Source organism: Nocardioides sp. B129/18, from assembly GCF_055282735.1.
This window is the reverse complement of record NZ_JBUZJI010000011.1, coordinates 1-18,661: the sequence shown is the minus strand read 5'-3', so window position 1 is coordinate 18,661 and position 18,661 is coordinate 1. Positions and strand designations below refer to the sequence as shown.

The window sequence follows — 18,661 nt, the reverse complement described above, 5'->3', positions numbered from 1 at the left end:
ACCGCGGACGCCGTCAGTCGAGCTCCTCCAGCAGCCCGCCCACCGCGGTCTCGATGGCGCGGTGGAAGGTCGGGTAGGCGTAGATCATCGTGCCGAGGGTGGCGACCGGGACCTCGGCGTGCACCGCCAGGGCGAGCAGGCCGAGGATCTCGCCGCCGGCGGGTCCCATGGCGGTGGCGCCGACGAGCACGCCGCGGTCGGCGTCGGCCACGAGCTTGATCAGGCCACGTCCGCCGGGGCCGTGCATGAAGCCGCGCGAGGACTGCTCCAGCGGGGTCGAGGCGACGACGACGCGCACGCCGGACTCCCGGGCCGCGCGCTCGGTGAGCCCGACGCCGCCGACCTCGGGATCGGTGAAGGTGACGTGCGGGACGGCGTGGTAGCGCGCCGGGGGCCCGTCCTCGCCGACGACGTCGCGCCGGGCGATGGCCGACTGGTACATCGAGAGGTGGGTGAACGCGCCGTGCCCGACGACGTCGCCCACGCCCCACAGGCCCTCCGCGCCGACGACGCGCATCCGCTCGTCGACCTCCAGGCTGCGGGCGGCGGGGTCGAGGCCGACGGTCTCGAGGCCGAGGTCGTCGAGGTTCGGGGTGCGGCCGGCGGCCACCAGGATCCGGTCGGCGCGCAGGGTCTCCCCCGCCAGCTCGACGACGATCTCCTGGCCGTCCTGCGACACCGAGGTCATCTCGGCGTCGGTGATCACGCGCAGGCCCTCGTGGGCCAGCAGCTCGCCGAGCAGCTCGCCCGCCTCGGGCTCGACGGGGCCGAGCAGGCGCGGGCCGTGCTCGAGGATCGTCACCCGGACGCCGAAGCGCGCCATCACCTGCGCCATCTCGCAGCCGATGGGCCCACCGCCGACGACGATGAGCGAGCTCGGCAGCGAGTCGGCCTGCACGATCTCCCGGTTGGTCCAGTGCGGCACGTCGGCCAGGCCCGGCACGGGCGGCAGCGCCGGGCGGGTGCCGGGGTTGAGCACGACGCCGCGGGCGGCCTCGAAGGAGCGGACGGTGCCGTCGGCGAGCTCGACGTCGACGCGTCGCTCGCCTGCCAGGCGTCCGACGCCATGGAGCACGGTGGCGCCGGCGTCCTCGAGACGACGCACGGCGACGGCGTCGTCCCAGTGATCGGTGGCCTGCGTGGCGATCCGCTCGGCGACCGGGCTCCACGACCGGGTGACGCTGACCTCGCCGGCCAGCTCGCCGACGCGCTGGGCCTCGGCGAGCACGTCGGAGGCGCGCACCATCATCTTCGTCGGCACGCATCCGTAGTAGGGGCACTCACCGCCCACGAGGTGCTTGTCGACGGCCACGACGCGCAGCCCCGCCTGCGCCGCACCGGTGGCCAGGGCCTCGCCGCCCGGGCCGAGTCCGATCACGACGACGTCGACCTGCTCGCGCTCCTCGCTCATGGGCCCACCCTCCCAGCACGGTCGGAGCCGGAGGCAGACCCGAACGGCTGAGGGCCGGCCCCCGCCGATGCGGGAGCCGGCCCTCGGCCGTGGTGGTGCGAGGCGCTCAGACGAGCGTCGCCTTGTCGCGCTGGATCGAGCCCAGCACGCCGTTGACGAACTGCGGGCTGTCGTCGGTGGAGAGGTCGCGCGCGAGCGCGATGGCCTCGCTGACCGCGACCCCCTCCGGCAGGTCCTCGGCCCACAGCAGCTCCCAGACGCCGATGCGCAGGACGTTGCGGTCGACCGCGGGCATGCGGGCCAGCGTCCAGCCCTGGGCGTACTCGCCGAGGAGGGCGTCGATGCGCTCGTGGTGCTCGACCACGCCGCGCACGATGACGCCGGTGTAGTCGTTGGTCGGGCCCTCGCCGTCGGCGACGGCGCGCTCGAGCGCCTCGACCGCCGACTCCTCGCGGATCTCGGAGGCGAAGAGCAGGTCGAGCGCGCGCTTGCGGGCCTTGGAGCGGGCGGACATCAGGCCTTGACGCGACCCAGGTAGGAGGAGTCGCGGGTGTCGACCTTGACCTTCTCACCCTGGTTGACGAAGAGTGGCACCTGGATCTCGTGGCCGGTCTCGAGGGTGGCCGGCTTGGTGCGGCCGGTGGCGGAGTCGCCGACGACGCCGGGCTCGGTGTAGGTGACGAGCAGCTCGACGGAGGCCGGGAGCTCGATGAACAGGACGCGGCCCTCGTTGGTGGCGACGATCGCCTCCTGGTTCTCGAGCATGAAGTTCGCGGCGTCGCCGACGATCTCCGGGCCGACCTCGATCTGGTCGTAGCTCTGCACGTCCATGAAGACGTAGCTGGTGCCGTCGTTGTAGAGGTACTGCATGGTGCGGCGGTCGACCGTGGCGGTCTCGACCTTGGTGCCGGCGTTGAACGTCTTGTCGACGTTCTTGCCCGACTCGACGTTGCGCAGCTTGGTGCGCACGAAGGCGGGGCCCTTGCCCGGCTTGACGTGCTGGAACTCGACGACGGACCAGAGCTGGCCGTCGATGTTGAGGACCATGCCGTTCTTGAGGTCGTTGGTGGATGCCATGGCGCGCGCTTCAGCCTTCTTCTCAGCGGGTGGGAGGCCCGGAGCCCACCCGGCCGCGGACGGCACGGGCGGGGCTCCTGGGACGACAGCGCAGCCTACTGCCTACCGGGCGTCGTCCCCGAACTCCCAGACCACCTGCACCCGGACGGTGAGGTCGTCCTTGCCCGCGCGGATGACCACGGCGTCGAGGTCGTCGAGCGCCTTCGCGGAGGCGCGCTGCAGCGCGTAGCCGCCGCTCGGCGTCGAGCCGCTGGGGCCGGACTCCCGCAGCGTCAGCACCCGGCCCAGGCCCTGACCGGTGGCCTTCGCGTACTGGCGGGCCTTCTCGGTGGCCTCGGCGACGGCCTCGGTGCGCGCCTTCTCCTGCGCCTTCGCCGGGTCCCCGACCTCGAGCCGCAGCCCGCTGACGCGCACCGCGTTGCCGCCCGAGGCCACCGCGGCGCTGACGGCCCTGCCGCCGACGCTCAGCCTGCGCACGAGCACCTGGGCCTGCTGGGTGACCCGGTAGCCGACGAGCCGCGGCTCGCCCCGCCCGGAGTAGTCGTACTCCGGCTCCATGTCCAGGCCGGAGGTCTGCAGGTCCGAGCGGGCGACGCCGGCCTTGCGCAGCGCGATGAAGACCCGCTGGATGCGCTTGCTGGTGTCGGCGAGGGCGGTGTCGAGGTCCTCGCGCACGAGGGTCACCGAGAGGCCGAAGGCCAGCTGGTCGGGGACGACGCTGGCGGTGCCGGAGCCGGTCATCGTCAGGGTGCGGGCCTCGCCGGCCAGGCCGTCGGCCGCCGTCGGGCTCGGGGACGGCGACGCGGCGACCGCGCCCGAGCCGTCGCTGCCGATCAGGTAGGCGACGGCCAGGGCGAGCACCGCGACGGCGGCCGCCAGGCCCTTGAGCCAGGAGCCGGTGCTCGGGGAGCTGGTCGACGCGGGAGCGGACGGGGACGACTGGTCCATGGGGAACGCCTCTCGGTGCCCGGCCGGTCGCCGGGATCTGGGCACTCGGACGCGGCGGGCGCCCGCGCGGTTCCCCGCCGAGTCAGCCGAGCATCAGCCGAGGGTCAGCCGAGCATCAGGCCAGCGTCAGGCGAGACGTGCGGCGACGACGCCGAGCGCGCGCCGGTAGCCCTCGACGCCCAGGCCCGCGACCACCTCGACGGCGTGCGGGGTGATCACCGAGGTGTGGCGGAAGACCTCGGGCCGCTCCAGCGGCTCGCTGAGGTGCACCTCCACCAGCGGCGCCTCGAGCTGCGCGCAGGCGTCGTAGATGGCGTAGGAGTAGTGCGTCCAGGCGCCGGCGTTGAGGACGACCGAGGTGCGGTCGTCGGCGGCGGCGTTGAGCCAGTCGACCATCACGCCCTCGTGGTTGGTCTGACGCACCTCGACGTCGAGACCGAGCTCGGCGCCCCAGCCGACGCAGAGCTCGGCGAGCTCGGCGTGGGTGGTGGTGCCGTAGATCTCGGGCTGACGACGGCCGAGCCGGCCGAGGTTCGGGCCGTTGAGGACCAGGACGGGCGTGCTCACGAGGCGGCTCCGGCGAGCGCGGCATAGGCCTCGCGCAGCACCTGCTCGTCGGGCCCGGGCAGCACGCGCGGTCGCAGGACGTCGCCGTCCTGGGCCAGCACGATCAGCCGCAGCCGGGCGCCGCGGGACTTCTTGTCGACGCGCATGGTGGCGAGCAGCTCCTCGAACGGGGCGGCGGCGTAGCCGACCGGCAGTCCGACGCGGCCGTACGCGCTGCGGTGCCGGGCGAGCGTGGCGGCGTCGATGAGGCCGACGCGGTGGGCGACCTCGGCGACGAAGACGCTGCCGATGGCCACGGCCTCGCCGTGGCGGATCCGGTAGCCCTCGGCGCGCTCGATGGCGTGGGCGAGGGTGTGGCCGTAGTTGAGGGCCTCGCGGCCGGGGTGGCCGCCGTGCTCCTCCGAGCCGCCGGACTCCTTGAGGTCGGCGACGACGACGTCGATCTTCACCGCGATCGCCCGCTCCACGAGCTCGCGGAGGACCGGGCCGGCGGGGTCGAGCACGGCGTCGACGTCGGCGGTGTGCTCCACCAGCGCGAGGATCGCGGGGTCGGCGATGAAGCCGCACTTGACGACCTCGCCCATCCCGGCGACCAGCTCGGCGCGGGGCAGCGTGGCCAGCAGCGCGAGGTCGCAGAGCACTCCCGAGGGCTCGTGGAAGGAGCCGACGAGGTTCTTGCCGGCGCCGGTGTTGATGCCGGTCTTCCCGCCGACGGCGGCGTCGACCATCGCCAGCAGGGTGGTGGGCACGTGCACGACCCGCACGCCGCGCAGCCAGGTGGCGGCGACGAAGCCGCCGAGGTCGGTGGTGGCGCCGCCGCCGAAGGTGACGACGGCGTCGGAGCGGGTGAACCCGGCCTCGCCGAGCGCCTCCCAGCAGGTGACGGCGGTGGCGGCGGTCTTGGCGTCCTCGCCCTCGGGCACCGCCACGACGGTGACGGCGTAGCGCTCCTCCAGGGCGGCCAGCAGCGGCGCGGCGAGCTCGCGCAGCGCCTCGGCGACGACGACCGCCACCCGGGTGGGCGCGGCGCCGAGGAGGTCGACCACCTGCGCGCTCACCCCGTGGCCGACGACGACGTCGTAGGGCGACGCGCCGCCGACGTGGAGGACGGTGCTGGCGTCGGTGCTGGGCTGGGTGCTGGGCTGGGTGCTGGGCTGGGGGGTGCTCATGCGGGGTCCTCCAGGGCGGTGAGGCCGGCCTCGACGGCGTCGGCGACCTCGTCGGGGGTGCGGCCGTCGGTGTCGACGACGACCCGAGCCACCGACTCGTAGACCGGCGTGCGCTCGTCGAGCAGCTGCTTGATGCGGCCGCGCACGTTGCCGAGCAGCAGCGGACGCGACGTGCCCAGCCCGACGCGGTCGGCGGCGGCCGAGAGCCCGACGCGGAGGAACACCACCGGGTGCGCGGCGAGCGCGGCACGGGTGCCGGCGTCGAGCACCGCTCCCCCGCCGAGCGCGAGGACGCCGTCGTGCTCGGCGAGCGCGCGGGCCACGGCGTCGCGCTCGAGCTCGCGGAAGCGCGGCTCGCCGTCGTCGACGAAGATGTCGGAGACGCTGCGGCCCTCGGACGCCTCGACGTCGGCGTCGGTGTCGCGCACCGCCAGCCCCCAGCGCGCGGCCAGCAGGCCGGCGACGGTGGTCTTGCCGGCGCCCATGGGGCCGACCAGCACGGCGCGGGGGCTCATGCTCACCGGTACTTCAGCGACGCCAGGTACGACTCGGCGTTGCGACGCGTCTCGGCCACGGAGTCGCCGCCGAACTTCTCCAGCACGGCGTCGGCCAGCACGAGCGCCACCATCGCCTCGGCGACGATGCCCGCGGCCGGGACGGCGCAGACGTCGGAGCGCTGGTGGTGGGCCACGGCGGCCTCGCCGGTGGCGACGTCGACGGTGCGCAGGGCCCGCGGCACGGTGGCGATGGGCTTCATCGCGGCACGCACGCGCAGGATCTCGCCGGTGGTCATGCCGCCCTCGGTGCCGCCGGAGCGACCCGAGGTGCGACGGATGCCCTCGGGCGTCGGCTCGATCTCGTCGTGGGCCAGGGATCCGGGAGTGGCGGCGAGCTCGAAGCCGTCGCCGACCTCGACGCCCTTGATGGCCTGGATGCCCATGAGCGCGCCGGCCAGACGTGCGTCGAGCCGGCGGTCCCAGTGGACGTGGGAGCCCAGGCCCGGCGGGAGGCCGTGAACGACGACCTCGACGACGCCGCCGAGGGTGTCGCCGTCCTTGTGGGCCTGCTCGATGCGCTCGACCATCGCCGCGCTGGCCTCGGGGTCGAGGCAGCGCACGGGGTCGGCGTCGAGGCGCTCGACGTCGTCGGCGGCGGGCACGGAGCCCTTCGGCGCCGGCACGCCGCCGAGCTCGACGACGTGGGAGACGATGCGGGCGCCCACGGCCTGCTCGAGGAAGTTCGACGCGACGCGGCCCAGCGCGACGCGGGCGGCGGTCTCGCGGGCGGAGGCGCGCTCGAGGATCGGGCGGCTCTCCTCGAAGTCGTACTTCTGCATGCCGGCGAGGTCGGCGTGGCCCGGACGCGGGCGGGTCAGCGGCGCGTTGCGCGCGAGGGCGTCGAGCTCCTCGGCGTCGACGGGGTCGGCCGCCATGACCTTCTCCCACTTCGGCCACTCGGTGTTGCCGACGATGAGGGCGACGGGGCCGCCCTGGGTCTCGCCGTGGCGCACGCCGCCGGAGATCGTCACCTGGTCCTGCTCGAACTTCATCCGGGCGCCGCGGCCGTAGCCGAGGCGACGGCGCGCCAGGGAGTCGGCGATGTCGTCGGTGGTGACCCGGACGTGGGCGGGCAGCCCCTCCAGGACGGCGACCAGGGACGGGCCGTGGGACTCGCCCGCAGTGAGCCAACGCAGCATGGGCTCATCCTTCCATGCGGGCCGACGACGTCCGGCACCTGCCGTCGGCCGCGAGACCCCCGCTCAGCCCAGCAGCCGGCCGACGACCGGTCCGAGCACGGCGCCGACGACGAGCGCGGGGCCGAACGGCAGCGCGCGACGCAGGTAGCCGCGGTCGCGACGCACCAGCGCGAGCACCAGGCTCGGCAGGCCCAGCACGAGGAAGGCCAGATAGAGGCCGGCGAGGGTCTCGGCCACGCCGATCCGCCCGAGCAGCAGCCCGAGCACCGCGGCCAGACGGACGTCTCCGAAGCCCAGCCCGGAGGAGCGCAGCCACCACAGCGCCCAGAAGACGCTGCGCGCGACCACGCCGCACAGCACGGCCCGCAGCAGGTCCTCGCTGTCGCCGACCACCACGGCCTCGGCCGCCAGCACCACGAGCGCGTAGCCGGTGGCCGCGCGCACGACGACGGCCGGGAGCAGGCGGGTGCGGGCGTCGACCACGGCCAGCGCCACCAGGACGGGCACGAGCGGCAGCCACAGCAGCCACGGCCAGCCGGCGGGGACCCCGGTGGCGACGACCGCGCCGGCCAGCACCGTCCACCCGGCGATGCGCGGCCCCAGCCACGGCTCGGCGGCGACCTCCGCGAAGGTCGGCGGCTCGGGCTCGTCGGGCGGGCGCGAGTCCGACGGCGGCGGGTCGACGACGCGAGCGATCAGGCGCGGCGCCAGCAGCCCCGCGAGCGCACCGGCGCCGACGGCCGCGACGCCGGTGAGGGCGACGACGGGCTCGAGGCCGCTCACCGGAGGCTCACGCGTCCGCGGCGCCGGAGCGCTCGGCCAGCGCCCGCTCCCCCGCCGCCCGCATGGTCGCCAGCGGGGCGGCGAGGCCGGTGAAGGCGGTGAACTGCAGGGCCGCCTGGTGCACGAGCAGGTCGAGGCCGCCCACGATCGAGGAGCCGGCCAGGCGGGCGGCCTGCGCCAGCGGGGTCGGCCAGGGCTCGTAGAGCGCCTCGAACACCAGGGGCGTCGCGGCCCAGCGGGCGAGGATCTCCGGCGTCTGGGCGTCGGCCGGGATGGTGGAGACCAGCGCGTCGGCGCGCGGGACGTCGTCGAGGGGCCGCGCCTCGACGAACGGCGTCGCCGGGTGCGCCGCGATCGCCTCGACGGTCGCCCGCGCGCGCTCGGGGCTGCGGGCCAGGACGACGACCTCACGCACGCCGAGCTCCACCAGCGCGAGGCCCACCGACGCCGCGGTCGCGCCGCCGCCGAGCACGGCGGCGGCCTCGAGCGGACCGTCGTAGCGCTCGCCGATCGCGGCGATCGCACCCGGCAGGTCGGTGTTGTCGGCGTGCCGCTCGCCGTCGGCGAGCACGAGCGTGTTCGCGGCGCCGGCGAGGAGGGCGACGTCGCTGACCCGCGTGGCGAGCGGGAGCACGACGCGCTTGAGCGGCATCGTCAGCGAGAGCCCGCGCCAGGTGTCGTCGAGGCCGTCGAGGAGGGTCGCCAGGCCCGTGGCGTCGACGCGCACCGGGTCGTAGGTCCAGTCGAGGCCGCAGGCCTCGTAGCCCGCCCGGTGCAGCACCGGCGAGAGCGAGTGGTCGATGGGGTCGCCCAGGACGGCGCAGCGCACGCTCAGGCCCCTCAGCAGCGATCCGACTCGTTCGCGCAGTAGCGCTGCAGCTCGGCCTTGTACTCCAGGAAGGTGTCGTAGGAGTCGGTGAACTTGGTCTCCCCGGTGGCGAGGTTCACCGTCACGTAGAACAGCCAGTCGCCGGTGGCCGGGTTCGCCGCGGCCTCGAGCGCGGCGTCGCCGGGAGCCTCGATCGGGCCGGGCGGCAGGCCCGGGTTGCGGTAGGTGTTGTACGGGCTGTCGACCTGCAGGTCCTGCGAGGTCGGCACGGCCACGAGCGAGCGGCCCAGGGCGTAGTTGACGGTGGCGTCGATCTGAAGGAGTCCGTTGGTGGGCGGGCCCGTCGTCTTCAGCCGGTTGTAGATGACGCGGGAGATCTTGGCGGCGGCGTCGCCGCGACCCTCGGCCTCGACGAGGCTGGCCACCGTCATGAGCTCGGCGGGCGTGAGGCCCAGCCGCGACGCGCTGCCCTCGAGGTCGACGTCCTGGGCCGCCTGCTTCCAGCGGGTCACCATCGCGCGCAGCATCTGGGTGGCGGTGGCCTTCGGCGCGAAGGAGTAGGTCGACGGGAACAGGTAGCCCTCGGCGTCGCCCCGGGCGTACGACGGCAGCCCGAGCGAGGAGGAGCGCAGCGCCTTGCTGAAGGCGGCGTTCGAGACGTCGGTCTTCTCGACGAGGATCGCGATGGTCTGCTTGACCGTCAGGCCCTCGGGGATGGTCACCTTGGTGGCCACGATGTTCGCGGGGTCGACGAGCACGTCGATCGCGTCGGCGGCCTTCATCCTCTTCTTGAGGTCGTAGGTGCCGACCTGGATGCCGGTGACGTCGGGGTTGGAGCTGGCCGCCCCGACGCAGGCGTCGACCGAGGCCACGACGTCGGCGGCCGCCATCGTCCGGCAGATCGCGGTGGCGGAGTCGCCCGAGCGCACCTCGATCGCGACGCTGCCTGAGCCCGGGCCCGCGTAGTCCTCGCCGCCGCCGAAGCGGTCGCCGATCCAGTCGACGGTCTTGGTGCCGCCCCAGTAGAGGGCGCCGCCGAGCAGCGCCAGCACCACGAGACCGACCAGGCACCCCGGGAGGCGGGACTTGCGTCGACGCCGACGGCCGCCGATCGGCGTCGGGTCACCCAGCACGCCGAAGGCGTCGCTCTCGGGCCGGGGGTCGGGCTGGCTCATGCAGGCTCCTCCACGATCTCTCCCGGCGCGCTGCCGGAGGAGCGCTCGGTGTCCAGGGCGTGCTGAAGGATCAGCACCGCCGCCGCCTGGTCGATGACCTCACGGCGCTTCTGTCCCTTGCGCTGGTCGCGGAGCATAGCCTCCGCGCTCACGGTGGTCAGCCGCTCGTCGACCAGGCGCACCGGCACCGGCGCGACCCGAGCGGCGAGGACGGCCGCGAACTCGCGCACCTTGGCCGCCGCCGGTCCCTCGCGGCCCGACAGCGAGCGCGGCAGGCCGACGACCACCTCGACGACGGTCGACTCCTCGGCGATGTCGCGCAGGATCCGGGCGATCCGGGCGAGGTCGCCCTTGCCGCGCCGCACCGTCTCGACCGGGGTCGCGAGGAGACCGGACGGGTCGCTGCGGGCGACGCCGATGCGGGCGTCGCCGGGGTCGATCCCGAGACGTACTCCGTGCCGCACGCCGTCCTCAGCCGGCCGCGACGCGGCCGACCTCCGTCGCCACGAGCGCCACGGCCTCGTCGACGCGGCTGGCGTCGGTGCCGCCGCCCTGCGCGACGTCGGCCTTGCCGCCGCCCTTGCCGCCGAGCAGCGGGCCGAGGGCGCGGACGAGGTCGTTGGCCGAGAGGCCGCGGGCGCGGGCCTCGTCGTTGGTGGCGGCCACCACGCTGACCTTGCCGTCCTGCACGCCGAGCACGACGACGACGCCGGGCTCGCCCTGCGGCAGGCGGCCGCGGACGTCGAGGGCGAGCGTGCGGACGTCGCCGCCGCCCGCGCCGTCGACGCGGTGGGCCACGACCTTGACCGGGCCGATCTGCTGGGCGCCGGCGGCCAGCTCGGCACCACCGGCGAGCAGCTGCGCCAGGCGCACCCGCTCGATCTCCTTCTCCGCGCCCTTGAGCCGCTCGACGAGGTCGCCGACGCGGCCGACGAGATCGTCGGGCTGGGCCTTGAGCAGTCCGGTGAGCTGGCTGACGACGTCGCGCTCGCGAGCCAGGTAGGCGAAGCCCTCGACGCCGGTGAGGGCCTCGATGCGGCGGTTGCCCGAGCCCACGGAGGACTCGCCGGTGACCACCACGGTGCCGATCTGGCTGGAGTGGTCGACGTGGGTTCCGCCGCACAGCTCGCGCGACCAGGGGCCGCCGATCTCGACGACGCGCACCTGCGACTCGTCGTAGGTCTCGCCGAACAGGGCGATCGCGCCCCAGTCGCGGGCCTGCGGGAGGGTCATGTACTGCCAGGAGACCGGCAGGTCGGCGCGCAGCGCCTGGTTGCTGACCTGCTCGATGTCGCGCACCTGGGCCTCGGAGAGACCGGTGGTCCAGCCGAAGTCGAGGCGCAGGTAGCCGGGACGGTTGAAGGAGCCGGCCTGCAAGGCGGTGGGGCCGAGCACCTCGCGCAGCGCGGCGTGCACGACGTGGGTGCCGGAGTGCGCCTGCCGGGCGCCGAGACGCCACTCGGGGTCGACGCGGGCGTGCAGGGTGGCGTCGGCGGTGAGCTCGCCGTCGAGCACCCGCACCTGGTGGACGACCAGGCCCTTGATCGGACGCTGGACGTCGAGCACCTCCAGGCTGCCGCCGTCGAAGTCGAGGCGGCCGGCGTCGGCGGCCTGACCGCCGGACTCGGCGTAGAACGGGGTGCGGTCGAGCACGACCTCGCCGACCGTGCCGCTGGCCAGCACCGGGGTGGCGGCCCCGCCGGAGAGCAGCGCGAGGACGCGCGACTCGGTCTCGAGGGTGGAGTAGGCCAGCCACTCGGTGGGGCCGTGGGCATCGAGGATGCCGCGGTAGACGCCGGTGTCGGCGTGCTGGCCCTTCTTGGCGCGGGCGTCGGCCTTGGCACGCTCGCGCTGCTCGGCCATGAGGGCGCGGAAGCCCGGCTCGTCGACGCTGAGGCCGGCCTCGGAGGCCATCTCGAGCGTGAGGTCGATCGGGAAGCCGTAGGTGTCGTGCAGCGCGAACGCGCGCTCGCCGGAGAGGCGCGACTCCCCCGCCGCCTTGGTCTCCTCCGCGGCGGCGTCGAAGATCTGGGTGCCGGCCGCGAGCGTCTTGCGGAAGGCGTCCTCCTCGGCGTAGGCCACCTGGGCGATGCGGGCCCAGTCGGTGAGGAGGTTCTCGTAGGTCTCGCCCATCTTGTCGCGCGAGATCGGCATCAGCTCGGGCAGCACGCGCTGCTCGCAGCCCAGCAGCCGCATCGAGCGCACCGCGCGCCGCAGCAGGCGCCGCAGGACGTAGCCGCGACCGTCGTTGCCCGGGGTGACGCCGTCGCCGATGAGCATCATCGAGGAGCGGACGTGGTCGGCGACGACGCGGAAGCGGACGTCGTCCTCGGCGTTCGCGCCGTAGCGCTTGCCGGTGAGCTCCTCGGCCTTGGCGATGACGGGGTAGACCACGTCGATCTCGTACATGTTGGCCTTGCCCTGCAGGAGCAGCGCGACGCGGTCCAGGCCCATGCCGGTGTCGATGTTCTTCTTCGGCAGCGAGCCGGCGACGTCGAAGTCGGACTTCGAGCGCACGGCGCTGAGCTCGTCCTGCATGAAGACGAGGTTCCAGATCTCCAGCAGGCGGTCCTCGAGCGCGACCGGCATGTCGGGGCCGAGCGTCGTGGGGTCGAAGTCCGGGCCCCACTCCGGGCCGCGGTCGTAGAGGATCTCCGAGCACGGGCCGCCCGGACCCGGCACGCCCATCGACCAGTAGTTCTCCTTCGGGCCGAGCTGGACGATGCGCTCGCGCGGGAGGCCGGTGGCCTTCATCCACAGCGCGATGGCGTCCTCGTCGCCCACCAGCACCGACGGGTAGAGGCGGTCGGCATCCAGGCCGTAGCCGCCCTCGGCGACGGGCTTGGTGATGAGGTCCCACGCCAGCTCGATGGCGCCTTCCTTGAAGTAGTCGCCGAAGGAGAAGTTGCCGCACATCTCGAAGAACGTGCCGTGGCGGGTGGTCTTGCCGACGTCCTCGATGTCAGGCGTGCGCACGCACTTCTGGATGCTGGTGGCGCGGGAGTACGGCGGGGTCTCCTGGCCGAGGAAGTACGGCTTGAAGGGCACCATGCCGGCCGGGACGAACAGCAGGTTGGGGTCGTCGGCGAGCAAGGAGGCCGAGGGCACCACCGTGTGACCGTTCCGCTCGAAGTGAGCGATGAAGCGGCGTCGGATCTCCGCGGTGTCCATCAGTGGGTGCCTTCCTGTCCTGCGGTCTGGGGATGCTGGGAGTCGTCGGATGCGGGCGGGGCCACCAGCGGCGCGGGATCGCGACGCGGCGCCTGCAGCTCGCGGTGGGCGCCCGGCGGCGCGATGCCGAGGCGGCGACGCAGCCCGGGCTCGGCGTCGGCGCGGCCCTGGGCGACCTCGTCGCGCACCATCCGCGCGCCGACGCTCAGCGCGCGGAGGCGGTCCTGGAGCCCGTCGGCGGTCAGGACCTCCGCGGCCCGGCGGACGCGCACCATCGCGTAGACGGTCGCGCCGGCACCGGCGGCGAACCAGAGGCTGCGGCTCACAGGGTCACCGCCGCGCGCTGCCGCGCCTCCCACTCACGTCGCGCCTGGCGCAGGTCGGAGCGGCGCTGCCGGCGGGAGCGCTTGACCTCCCGGCGCATCTCGGCGCGGATGCGGGCGCGGTTCTCCGGCGCGAGGGCGCGGCGCACGCCGAGGGCGAGCGAGCCGAGCTGCACGACAGACTCGCGCAGGACGAGGTCGGCGAAGAGCGGCGCGTCGATGCGCACCGCCTCCTGCTCGGCCAGCGACGCCTCCGGGTCGGCCTCGAGCTCGCCGAGGTGCGTGATCACGTGCGCGGCGAGCACCGGCTCGGCGGCGACGGTGGGCGCCACGGCGGCCGGACGCTCCAGACGCTGCAGGCGCTCCTCGAGCGCGGCCCGGGCGACCTCGCCGGCCGCGACCTCCGCCAGGAGCGCGGCGAACGCGGCGTCACGACGTCGCGCGTGGAGCGCCAGCGCGAGCACGCCGGCCAGGGCCAGGAGCCCGAGCACCAAGACGCCCACGCCGGCCCAGCCGGGGATCGACCACTGCTCGCTCACGATGCCCGACCCTATCGCGATCCCTGGCCGCGGATGATCCGGCGTACCCGCTCCCAGCGCTCCTTGATGCCGGCCTCGGCGCCGTGGGAGGTGGGGCGGTAGTACGCGGCGTCGCGGACCGGATCGGGGGCGTACTGCTGCTCGGCGATCCCGAACGGCTCGTCGTGGCTGTACTTGTAGGGCGTCGCGGCGCCTGAGGCGTGGCCCAGGCGCTTCGCGCCGGCGTAGTGGCCGTCGCGCAGGTGCGGCGGCACGGTGCCGAGGCGACCGGCGCGGACGTCGGCGCTCGCCGCGGCCAGCGCCGTGGTGACGGCGTTCGACTTCGGCGCCACGGCCAGGGCGATGGTGGCGTGGGCCAGGTTCAGCCCGGCCTCGGGCATGCCGATCAGCTGGACGGCCTGGGCCGCGGCCACCGCCGTGGTCAGGGCGGTGGGATCGGCCAGGCCGATGTCCTCGCTGGCCGAGATCACCAGGCGCCGCGCGATGAAGCGCGGGTCCTCCCCCGCCTCGATCATCCGGGCCAGGTAGTGCAGGGCGGCATCGGCGTCGGAGCCGCGGACGGACTTGATGAAGGCGCTGACGACGTCGTAGTGCTGGTCGCCGTCGCGGTCGTAGCGCACCGCGGCCTGGTCGACGGCCCGCTCGGCGACCGCGAGGCTGATCTCGTCGGCTCCGGTGGAGGTCGCAGCGCCCGCCGCGGCCTCGAGGTAGGTGAGCGCGCGCCGGGCGTCGCCGCCGGCGAGCCGCACGAGATGGTCGGCGGCGTCGTCGGCCAGGGTGAGCGCGCCGTCGAGGCCGCGCTCGTCGGCCAGCGCCTGCTCGATCACGGCACGGACGTCGTCGTCGGTGAGCGGCTCGAGCCGCAGCAGGAGCGAGCGCGAGAGCAGCGGCGAGATCACCGAGAAGAAGGGGTTCTCGGTGGTCGCGGCCACCAGCGTCACCCAGCGGTTCTCCACGCCCGGGAGCAGGGCGTCCTGCTGAGCCTTGGAGAAGCGGTGCACCTCGTCGACGAAGAGCACGGTCTCGCGTCCGGTGGCCACGAGCTCGGCGCGTGCGGACTCGATCGCGGCCCGCACCTCCTTGACGCCGGCGCTCACCGCGGAGACCTCGACGAAGCGGCGGTCGGTCTGACGGCTGACGATCGCCGCGATCGTGGTCTTGCCGGTGCCCGGCGGACCCCACAGCAGCAGCGAGAGCGAGCGCTGGTCGTCGATCAGCTGGCGCAGCGGCGAGCCGGGCTCGCGCAGCTGCCCCTGGCCGACGAGCTCGTCGAGCGTGCGCGGGCGCATCCGCACCGCCAGCGGCTCCGAGGCGTGCCCGGTGGCCTGCAGCGAGCCGGCGCCGCCGGCCGCCCGCGGCGCACCGGGCGCGTCGAAGAGTCCGTCCATGGGGTCAGTCTGCCGTGCGGGCGTCGCGGGCGAGCCGGGGGCCGCACGCCGCAGGGGCGGCCCGGCGTGCTGCCGGACCGCCCCTGCGGGAGGTGGGGATCAACCCTGGACGACCGTGCGGTTGTTGAGGTCGAACCAGGTGTCGGAGTAGCCGGGGCCCGTGGGGAGCTCGGTGACCGACTCCGCGCCCGGGTCCGGGCTGCCGTGCTGGTCGACGCCGAGGAGCCGCGTCGTGATCGGCTGCTCCGGCGCCTTCCCGAGCTCGCCCGGGAAGTGACAGGCGACCTTGTGCCGCGGGCCGATCTGCAGCAGCGGCGGCTCGACCTTGGCGCAGATCTCCTGCGCCAGGTGGCAGCGGGTGCGGAACCGGCAGCCCGAGGGCGGGTTGATCGGGCTGGGCACGTCGCCGGTGAGGCGGATCCGCTCGCGGCGTCCGCCCACCGCGGCCTGACGCACGTCCGGCACCGCGGAGAGCAGCGCCTGGCTGTAGGGGTGCGAGGGCCGGTTGTAGAGCGAGTCGCGGTCGCCGATCTCGACGATCTTGCCCAGGTACATGACCGCGATCTCGGGGCAGAAGTGCCGCACGATCGCCAGGTCGTGGGCGATGAAGAGGAAGGCGATGCCGAACTCCTTCTGCAGGTCCTGCAGGAGGTTGACGACCTGGGCCTGGATGGAGACGTCGAGCGCGGAGACCGGCTCGTCGGCGACGAGCACCTTCGGGTTCAGCGTGAGCGCACGGGCGATGCCGATGCGCTGACGCTGACCGCCGGAGAACTCGTGCGGGTAGCGGTTGTAGTGCTCGGGGTTGAGGCCCACGATCTCCAGGAGCTCCTGGACGCGCGGCAGGATCTTGTCCTTGGGCAGGATCTGGTGGATCGCCAGGGGCGCTCCGATGATCGAGCCGACGGTGTGCCGCGGGTTCAGGGACGTGTAGGGGTCCTGGAAGATCATCTGGATCTCCCGGCGCAGCGGCTTGAGCCGACGCTCGGGGATCGTGGCGATGTCCTGGTCGTCGAAGCGGATCGAGCCGCCGGTCGGCTCGTAGAGCCGGGTGACGAGGCGACCCGTCGTCGACTTGCCGCAGCCGGACTCGCCCACCAGGCCGAGGGACCCGCCCTCACGCAGCTGGAAGGAGATGCCGTCGACGGCCTGGACGTGGCCGACGGTGCGACGGATCAGCCCGGAGCCCTTGACGGGGAAGTACATCTTGAGGTCGTCGACCTCGAGGACCGGCTTGGCGTCCAGCCGCAGCTCGGTGGGAGCGTGCGCCTCCAGCACCGGCTCGGGCAGGCCGTCGCCGGGCTCGGTGGTCAGGTCGTCGGTGCTCAACGGTCGTTCTCCACAGCGTCGGGGGCGATCACGGGGAGGAGCTCCTCGTGGAAGATCGCCCGGGGGTCCTCGAGGTGGCAGCGCTTGAGGTGGCCGGCGTCGCCCGCGCCCGGCACGAGCTCGGGGAGCTCGGTGCGGCAGCGGTCGTCGGCGACCCGGTCGCGGAAGGCGCAGCGCGGGTTGAACGCGCAGCCCGAGGGCGGGTTCAGCAGGCTCGGCGGCGCGCCCGGGATCGGGATGAGCGCGGCGTCGGTGTCGCCCGAGACGTCCGGGACGCTGGAGAGCAGTCCCCACGTGTAGGGCATCTGCGGGTCGGTGAGCAGCTCCTTGGTGGTGCCGTACTCGACGCCCCGGCCGGCGTACATGACCAGCACCTCGTCGGCCATCTCCGCCACCACGCCGAGGTCGTGGGTGATGATGATGATCGCGGAGTTGAACTCCTTCTGCAGGTCCTGCAGCAGGTCGAGGATCTGGGCCTGCACGGTGACGTCGAGCGCCGTGGTGGGCTCGTCGGCGATGAGCAGCGAGGGGTCGTTGACCAGGCCCATCGCGATCATCGCCCGCTGGCGCATGCCGCCGGAGAACTGGTGCGGGTAGGCGTCGACGCGCTGGTCGGGCTGCGGGATGCCGACGCGATCGAGCATCTCGATCGCCCGCGTGCGGGCGACCTTCTTGCTGACGTCGTGGTGGACCCGGTAGGCCTCGATGATCTGCGCGCCCACCGTGTAGTAGGGGTGCAGGGCCGAGAGCGGGTCCTGGAAGATCATCGCGACCTCGCGGCCGCGCAGGCGCCGCATCTCGGCCTCGTCGAGGCCGAGCACGTCGGTGCCGCCGAGGCGGATCGAGCCCGAGAGCTTCGCGGTGCTGCCGCGGAACAGGCCCATGATCGCCGAGCTCGAGACGGACTTGCCCGAGCCCGACTCCCCCACGATGCCGAGGGTGCGGCCCCGCTCGAGGGAGTAGTCGAGCCCGTCGACGGCCTTGACGATGCCGTCGCTGGTCGGGAAGTGGACCTTCAGGCCCTCGACGACGAGCAGCGGCTCGTCGGAGGACCGGGCGCTGCTGCCGCTCGGGGCGGTCTGGATGGTGCTCATGATGCTCCTCCTCAGCCCAGTCGGACGCGCGGGTCGATGACGGCGTACAGCAGGTCGACGACGATGTTGGCGATGATCACGAAGGTGGCCACCAGCAGGACGACGCCCACCACCACCGGCAGGTCGAAGCGGCCGATCGAGGCGGTCGCCAAGCGGCCCAGGCCGTCGAGGGAGAAGACGTTCTCGGTGATGATCGCACCGCCCAGCAGGCCGGCGAGGTCGAGGCCCGACATCGTCACCAGCGGCGTCAGCACGGCGCGCAGGGTGTGCTTGCCGACGACCACGCGCTGGGTCAGGCCCTTGGCGCGGGCGGTGCGGATGTAGTCCTCGGTGCTGGTCTCGAGCACGAAGGCGCGCGTGATGCGGATGTAGCCGGCGATGTAGAGCAGGGCGAGCGTGATCGCCGGGAGCAGCAGGCCGGTGAGCCAGGCCCACGGGTTGCTCAGCAGCGAGGTGTACTTCGGCGCGTCGAAGAGCGCCGGACTGATGGTGAGGTACTGCAGGAAGAGCAGACCGATGAAGAACGAGGGGAAGGCGTAGGCGATCAGCGAGATGCCGACGATGCCGCGGTCGAGCAGCGTCGCCTTGCGCAGCGCCGCCACGATGCCCAGCAGCACGGCCACGACCATCCAGATGACGAAGGCGATGATCGCGAGCGAGGCCGAGACGGGCAGTCGCTCCTTGATCAGCGCGGTGACCGTGGTGCCGTAGTACTTCGAGATGCCCAGGCACGGGGCGGGGCACTCGGTGCGGAACTTGTCGTCGGTGACGCTCTTGTCCTCGGGGAACGAGCGGCCGGCGACGATGCCCTTGGCGAACTTCGCCCACTGGGTGGCGATCGGCTGGTCGTAGCCGAGCGCCTTCTTGGTGTCGAGCAGCTGCTGCTCGGTGCACTTGGTGCCGCACGCGTAGCGCTCCGGCTGGGGCGAGCTGGCGAAGAAGAGCACGTAGGTGACCATGCTCATCACCACCAGCATCAGCGCGCCGACCAGGATGCGGCGCAGGGCGTAGGCGAACACGTAGGTCCCCTCGTGGTGTCGGTGTGCCGGCCCTCGGGGTGCGAGGACCGGGTCGGTCGGTGGTACAGGAGCGGGATCGGCGCGGGAGTGGTGCGCCCTCCTCCGCCCGCAGAACCGGGTGGCTCGTCCCTCGACGAGCCACC

19 protein-coding genes are annotated in these 18,661 nt (G+C 73.7%); all 19 read right to left on the bottom strand.

Annotated features, from left to right (window positions below; all coding sequences use genetic code 11):
* Positions 1 to 13: 13 nt before the first annotated feature.
* A complete protein-coding gene (locus tag ACZDWJ_RS09960) occupies positions 14 to 1,411 on the bottom strand; it encodes a dihydrolipoyl dehydrogenase family protein (RefSeq protein WP_463520796.1) in 1,398 nt (465 codons plus the stop codon).
* A gap of 106 nt (positions 1,412 to 1,517) precedes the next feature.
* Entirely contained in the window at positions 1,518 to 1,925 is a 408-nt protein-coding gene (gene nusB, locus ACZDWJ_RS09955) for a transcription antitermination factor NusB (RefSeq protein WP_463520795.1), read from the bottom strand.
* Positions 1,925 to 2,488 (bottom strand): elongation factor P, encoded by a 564-nt coding sequence (efp, locus tag ACZDWJ_RS09950; protein WP_463520794.1) that lies wholly within the window; start codon positions 2,486 to 2,488, stop codon positions 1,925 to 1,927. Before efp ends, nusB begins: the two co-directional genes overlap by 1 nt.
* A gap of 102 nt (positions 2,489 to 2,590) precedes the next feature.
* Positions 2,591 to 3,436 (bottom strand): SIMPL domain-containing protein, encoded by an 846-nt coding sequence (locus ACZDWJ_RS09945; RefSeq protein ID WP_463520793.1) that lies wholly within the window; start codon positions 3,434 to 3,436, stop codon positions 2,591 to 2,593.
* 126 nt (positions 3,437 to 3,562) lie between these two features.
* On the bottom strand, positions 3,563 to 4,003 hold the full coding sequence (locus ACZDWJ_RS09940; RefSeq protein WP_463520792.1) for a type II 3-dehydroquinate dehydratase: 441 nt from the start codon (positions 4,001 to 4,003) through the stop codon (positions 3,563 to 3,565).
* Positions 4,000 to 5,172, bottom strand: a complete 1,173-nt coding sequence (gene aroB / locus ACZDWJ_RS09935) for a 3-dehydroquinate synthase (protein ID WP_463520791.1) — start codon at positions 5,170 to 5,172, stop codon at positions 4,000 to 4,002. The genes ACZDWJ_RS09940 and aroB overlap by 4 nt, the downstream gene beginning before the upstream one ends.
* Complete coding sequence (locus ACZDWJ_RS09930) at positions 5,169 to 5,687, bottom strand: shikimate kinase (protein WP_463520790.1); 519 nt, start codon at positions 5,685 to 5,687, stop codon at positions 5,169 to 5,171. Before ACZDWJ_RS09930 ends, aroB begins: the two co-directional genes overlap by 4 nt.
* A gap of 2 nt (positions 5,688 to 5,689) precedes the next feature.
* Positions 5,690 to 6,868: a chorismate synthase gene (gene aroC / locus ACZDWJ_RS09925; protein ID WP_463520789.1), complete on the bottom strand. Its 1,179-nt coding sequence runs from the start codon at positions 6,866 to 6,868 to the stop codon at positions 5,690 to 5,692.
* A gap of 63 nt (positions 6,869 to 6,931) precedes the next feature.
* Positions 6,932 to 7,651, bottom strand: a complete 720-nt coding sequence (locus ACZDWJ_RS09920; RefSeq protein WP_463520788.1) for a prepilin peptidase — start codon at positions 7,649 to 7,651, stop codon at positions 6,932 to 6,934.
* A gap of 7 nt (positions 7,652 to 7,658) precedes the next feature.
* Complete coding sequence (locus tag ACZDWJ_RS09915) at positions 7,659 to 8,480, bottom strand: shikimate dehydrogenase (RefSeq protein WP_463520787.1); 822 nt, start codon at positions 8,478 to 8,480, stop codon at positions 7,659 to 7,661.
* Between the two features lie 11 nt (positions 8,481 to 8,491).
* Positions 8,492 to 9,655 carry an endolytic transglycosylase MltG gene (mltG, locus tag ACZDWJ_RS09910; protein WP_463520786.1) on the bottom strand — a complete coding sequence of 388 codons (1,164 nt, stop codon included), beginning with the start codon at positions 9,653 to 9,655 and terminating at the stop codon, positions 8,492 to 8,494.
* Positions 9,652 to 10,119, bottom strand: coding sequence for a Holliday junction resolvase RuvX (gene ruvX / locus ACZDWJ_RS09905; protein ID WP_463520785.1), 468 nt, complete (start codon positions 10,117 to 10,119; stop codon positions 9,652 to 9,654). The genes mltG and ruvX overlap by 4 nt, the downstream gene beginning before the upstream one ends.
* Before the next feature lie 7 nt (positions 10,120 to 10,126).
* Positions 10,127 to 12,826: an alanine--tRNA ligase gene (gene alaS, locus ACZDWJ_RS09900; protein ID WP_463520784.1), complete on the bottom strand. Its 2,700-nt coding sequence runs from the start codon at positions 12,824 to 12,826 to the stop codon at positions 10,127 to 10,129.
* Positions 12,826 to 13,152, bottom strand: a complete 327-nt coding sequence (locus tag ACZDWJ_RS09895) for a DUF6167 family protein (RefSeq protein ID WP_463520783.1) — start codon at positions 13,150 to 13,152, stop codon at positions 12,826 to 12,828. The genes alaS and ACZDWJ_RS09895 overlap by 1 nt, the downstream gene beginning before the upstream one ends.
* Positions 13,149 to 13,688, bottom strand: coding sequence for a hypothetical protein (locus tag ACZDWJ_RS09890; protein WP_463520782.1), 540 nt, complete (start codon positions 13,686 to 13,688; stop codon positions 13,149 to 13,151). Before ACZDWJ_RS09890 ends, ACZDWJ_RS09895 begins: the two co-directional genes overlap by 4 nt.
* A gap of 11 nt (positions 13,689 to 13,699) precedes the next feature.
* Complete coding sequence (locus tag ACZDWJ_RS09885) at positions 13,700 to 15,076, bottom strand: replication-associated recombination protein A (RefSeq protein ID WP_463520781.1); 1,377 nt, start codon at positions 15,074 to 15,076, stop codon at positions 13,700 to 13,702.
* A 99-nt stretch (positions 15,077 to 15,175) separates the two neighbouring features.
* Positions 15,176 to 16,354: an ABC transporter ATP-binding protein gene (locus ACZDWJ_RS09880; protein WP_463520894.1), complete on the bottom strand. Its 1,179-nt coding sequence runs from the start codon at positions 16,352 to 16,354 to the stop codon at positions 15,176 to 15,178.
* A gap of 47 nt (positions 16,355 to 16,401) precedes the next feature.
* Positions 16,402 to 17,499 (bottom strand): ABC transporter ATP-binding protein, encoded by a 1,098-nt coding sequence (locus ACZDWJ_RS09875; RefSeq protein ID WP_463520780.1) that lies wholly within the window; start codon positions 17,497 to 17,499, stop codon positions 16,402 to 16,404.
* Positions 17,500 to 17,510: 11 nt separating this feature from the next.
* Positions 17,511 to 18,518: an ABC transporter permease gene (locus tag ACZDWJ_RS09870; protein WP_463520779.1), complete on the bottom strand. Its 1,008-nt coding sequence runs from the start codon at positions 18,516 to 18,518 to the stop codon at positions 17,511 to 17,513.
* Positions 18,519 to 18,661: the final 143 nt, after the last annotated feature.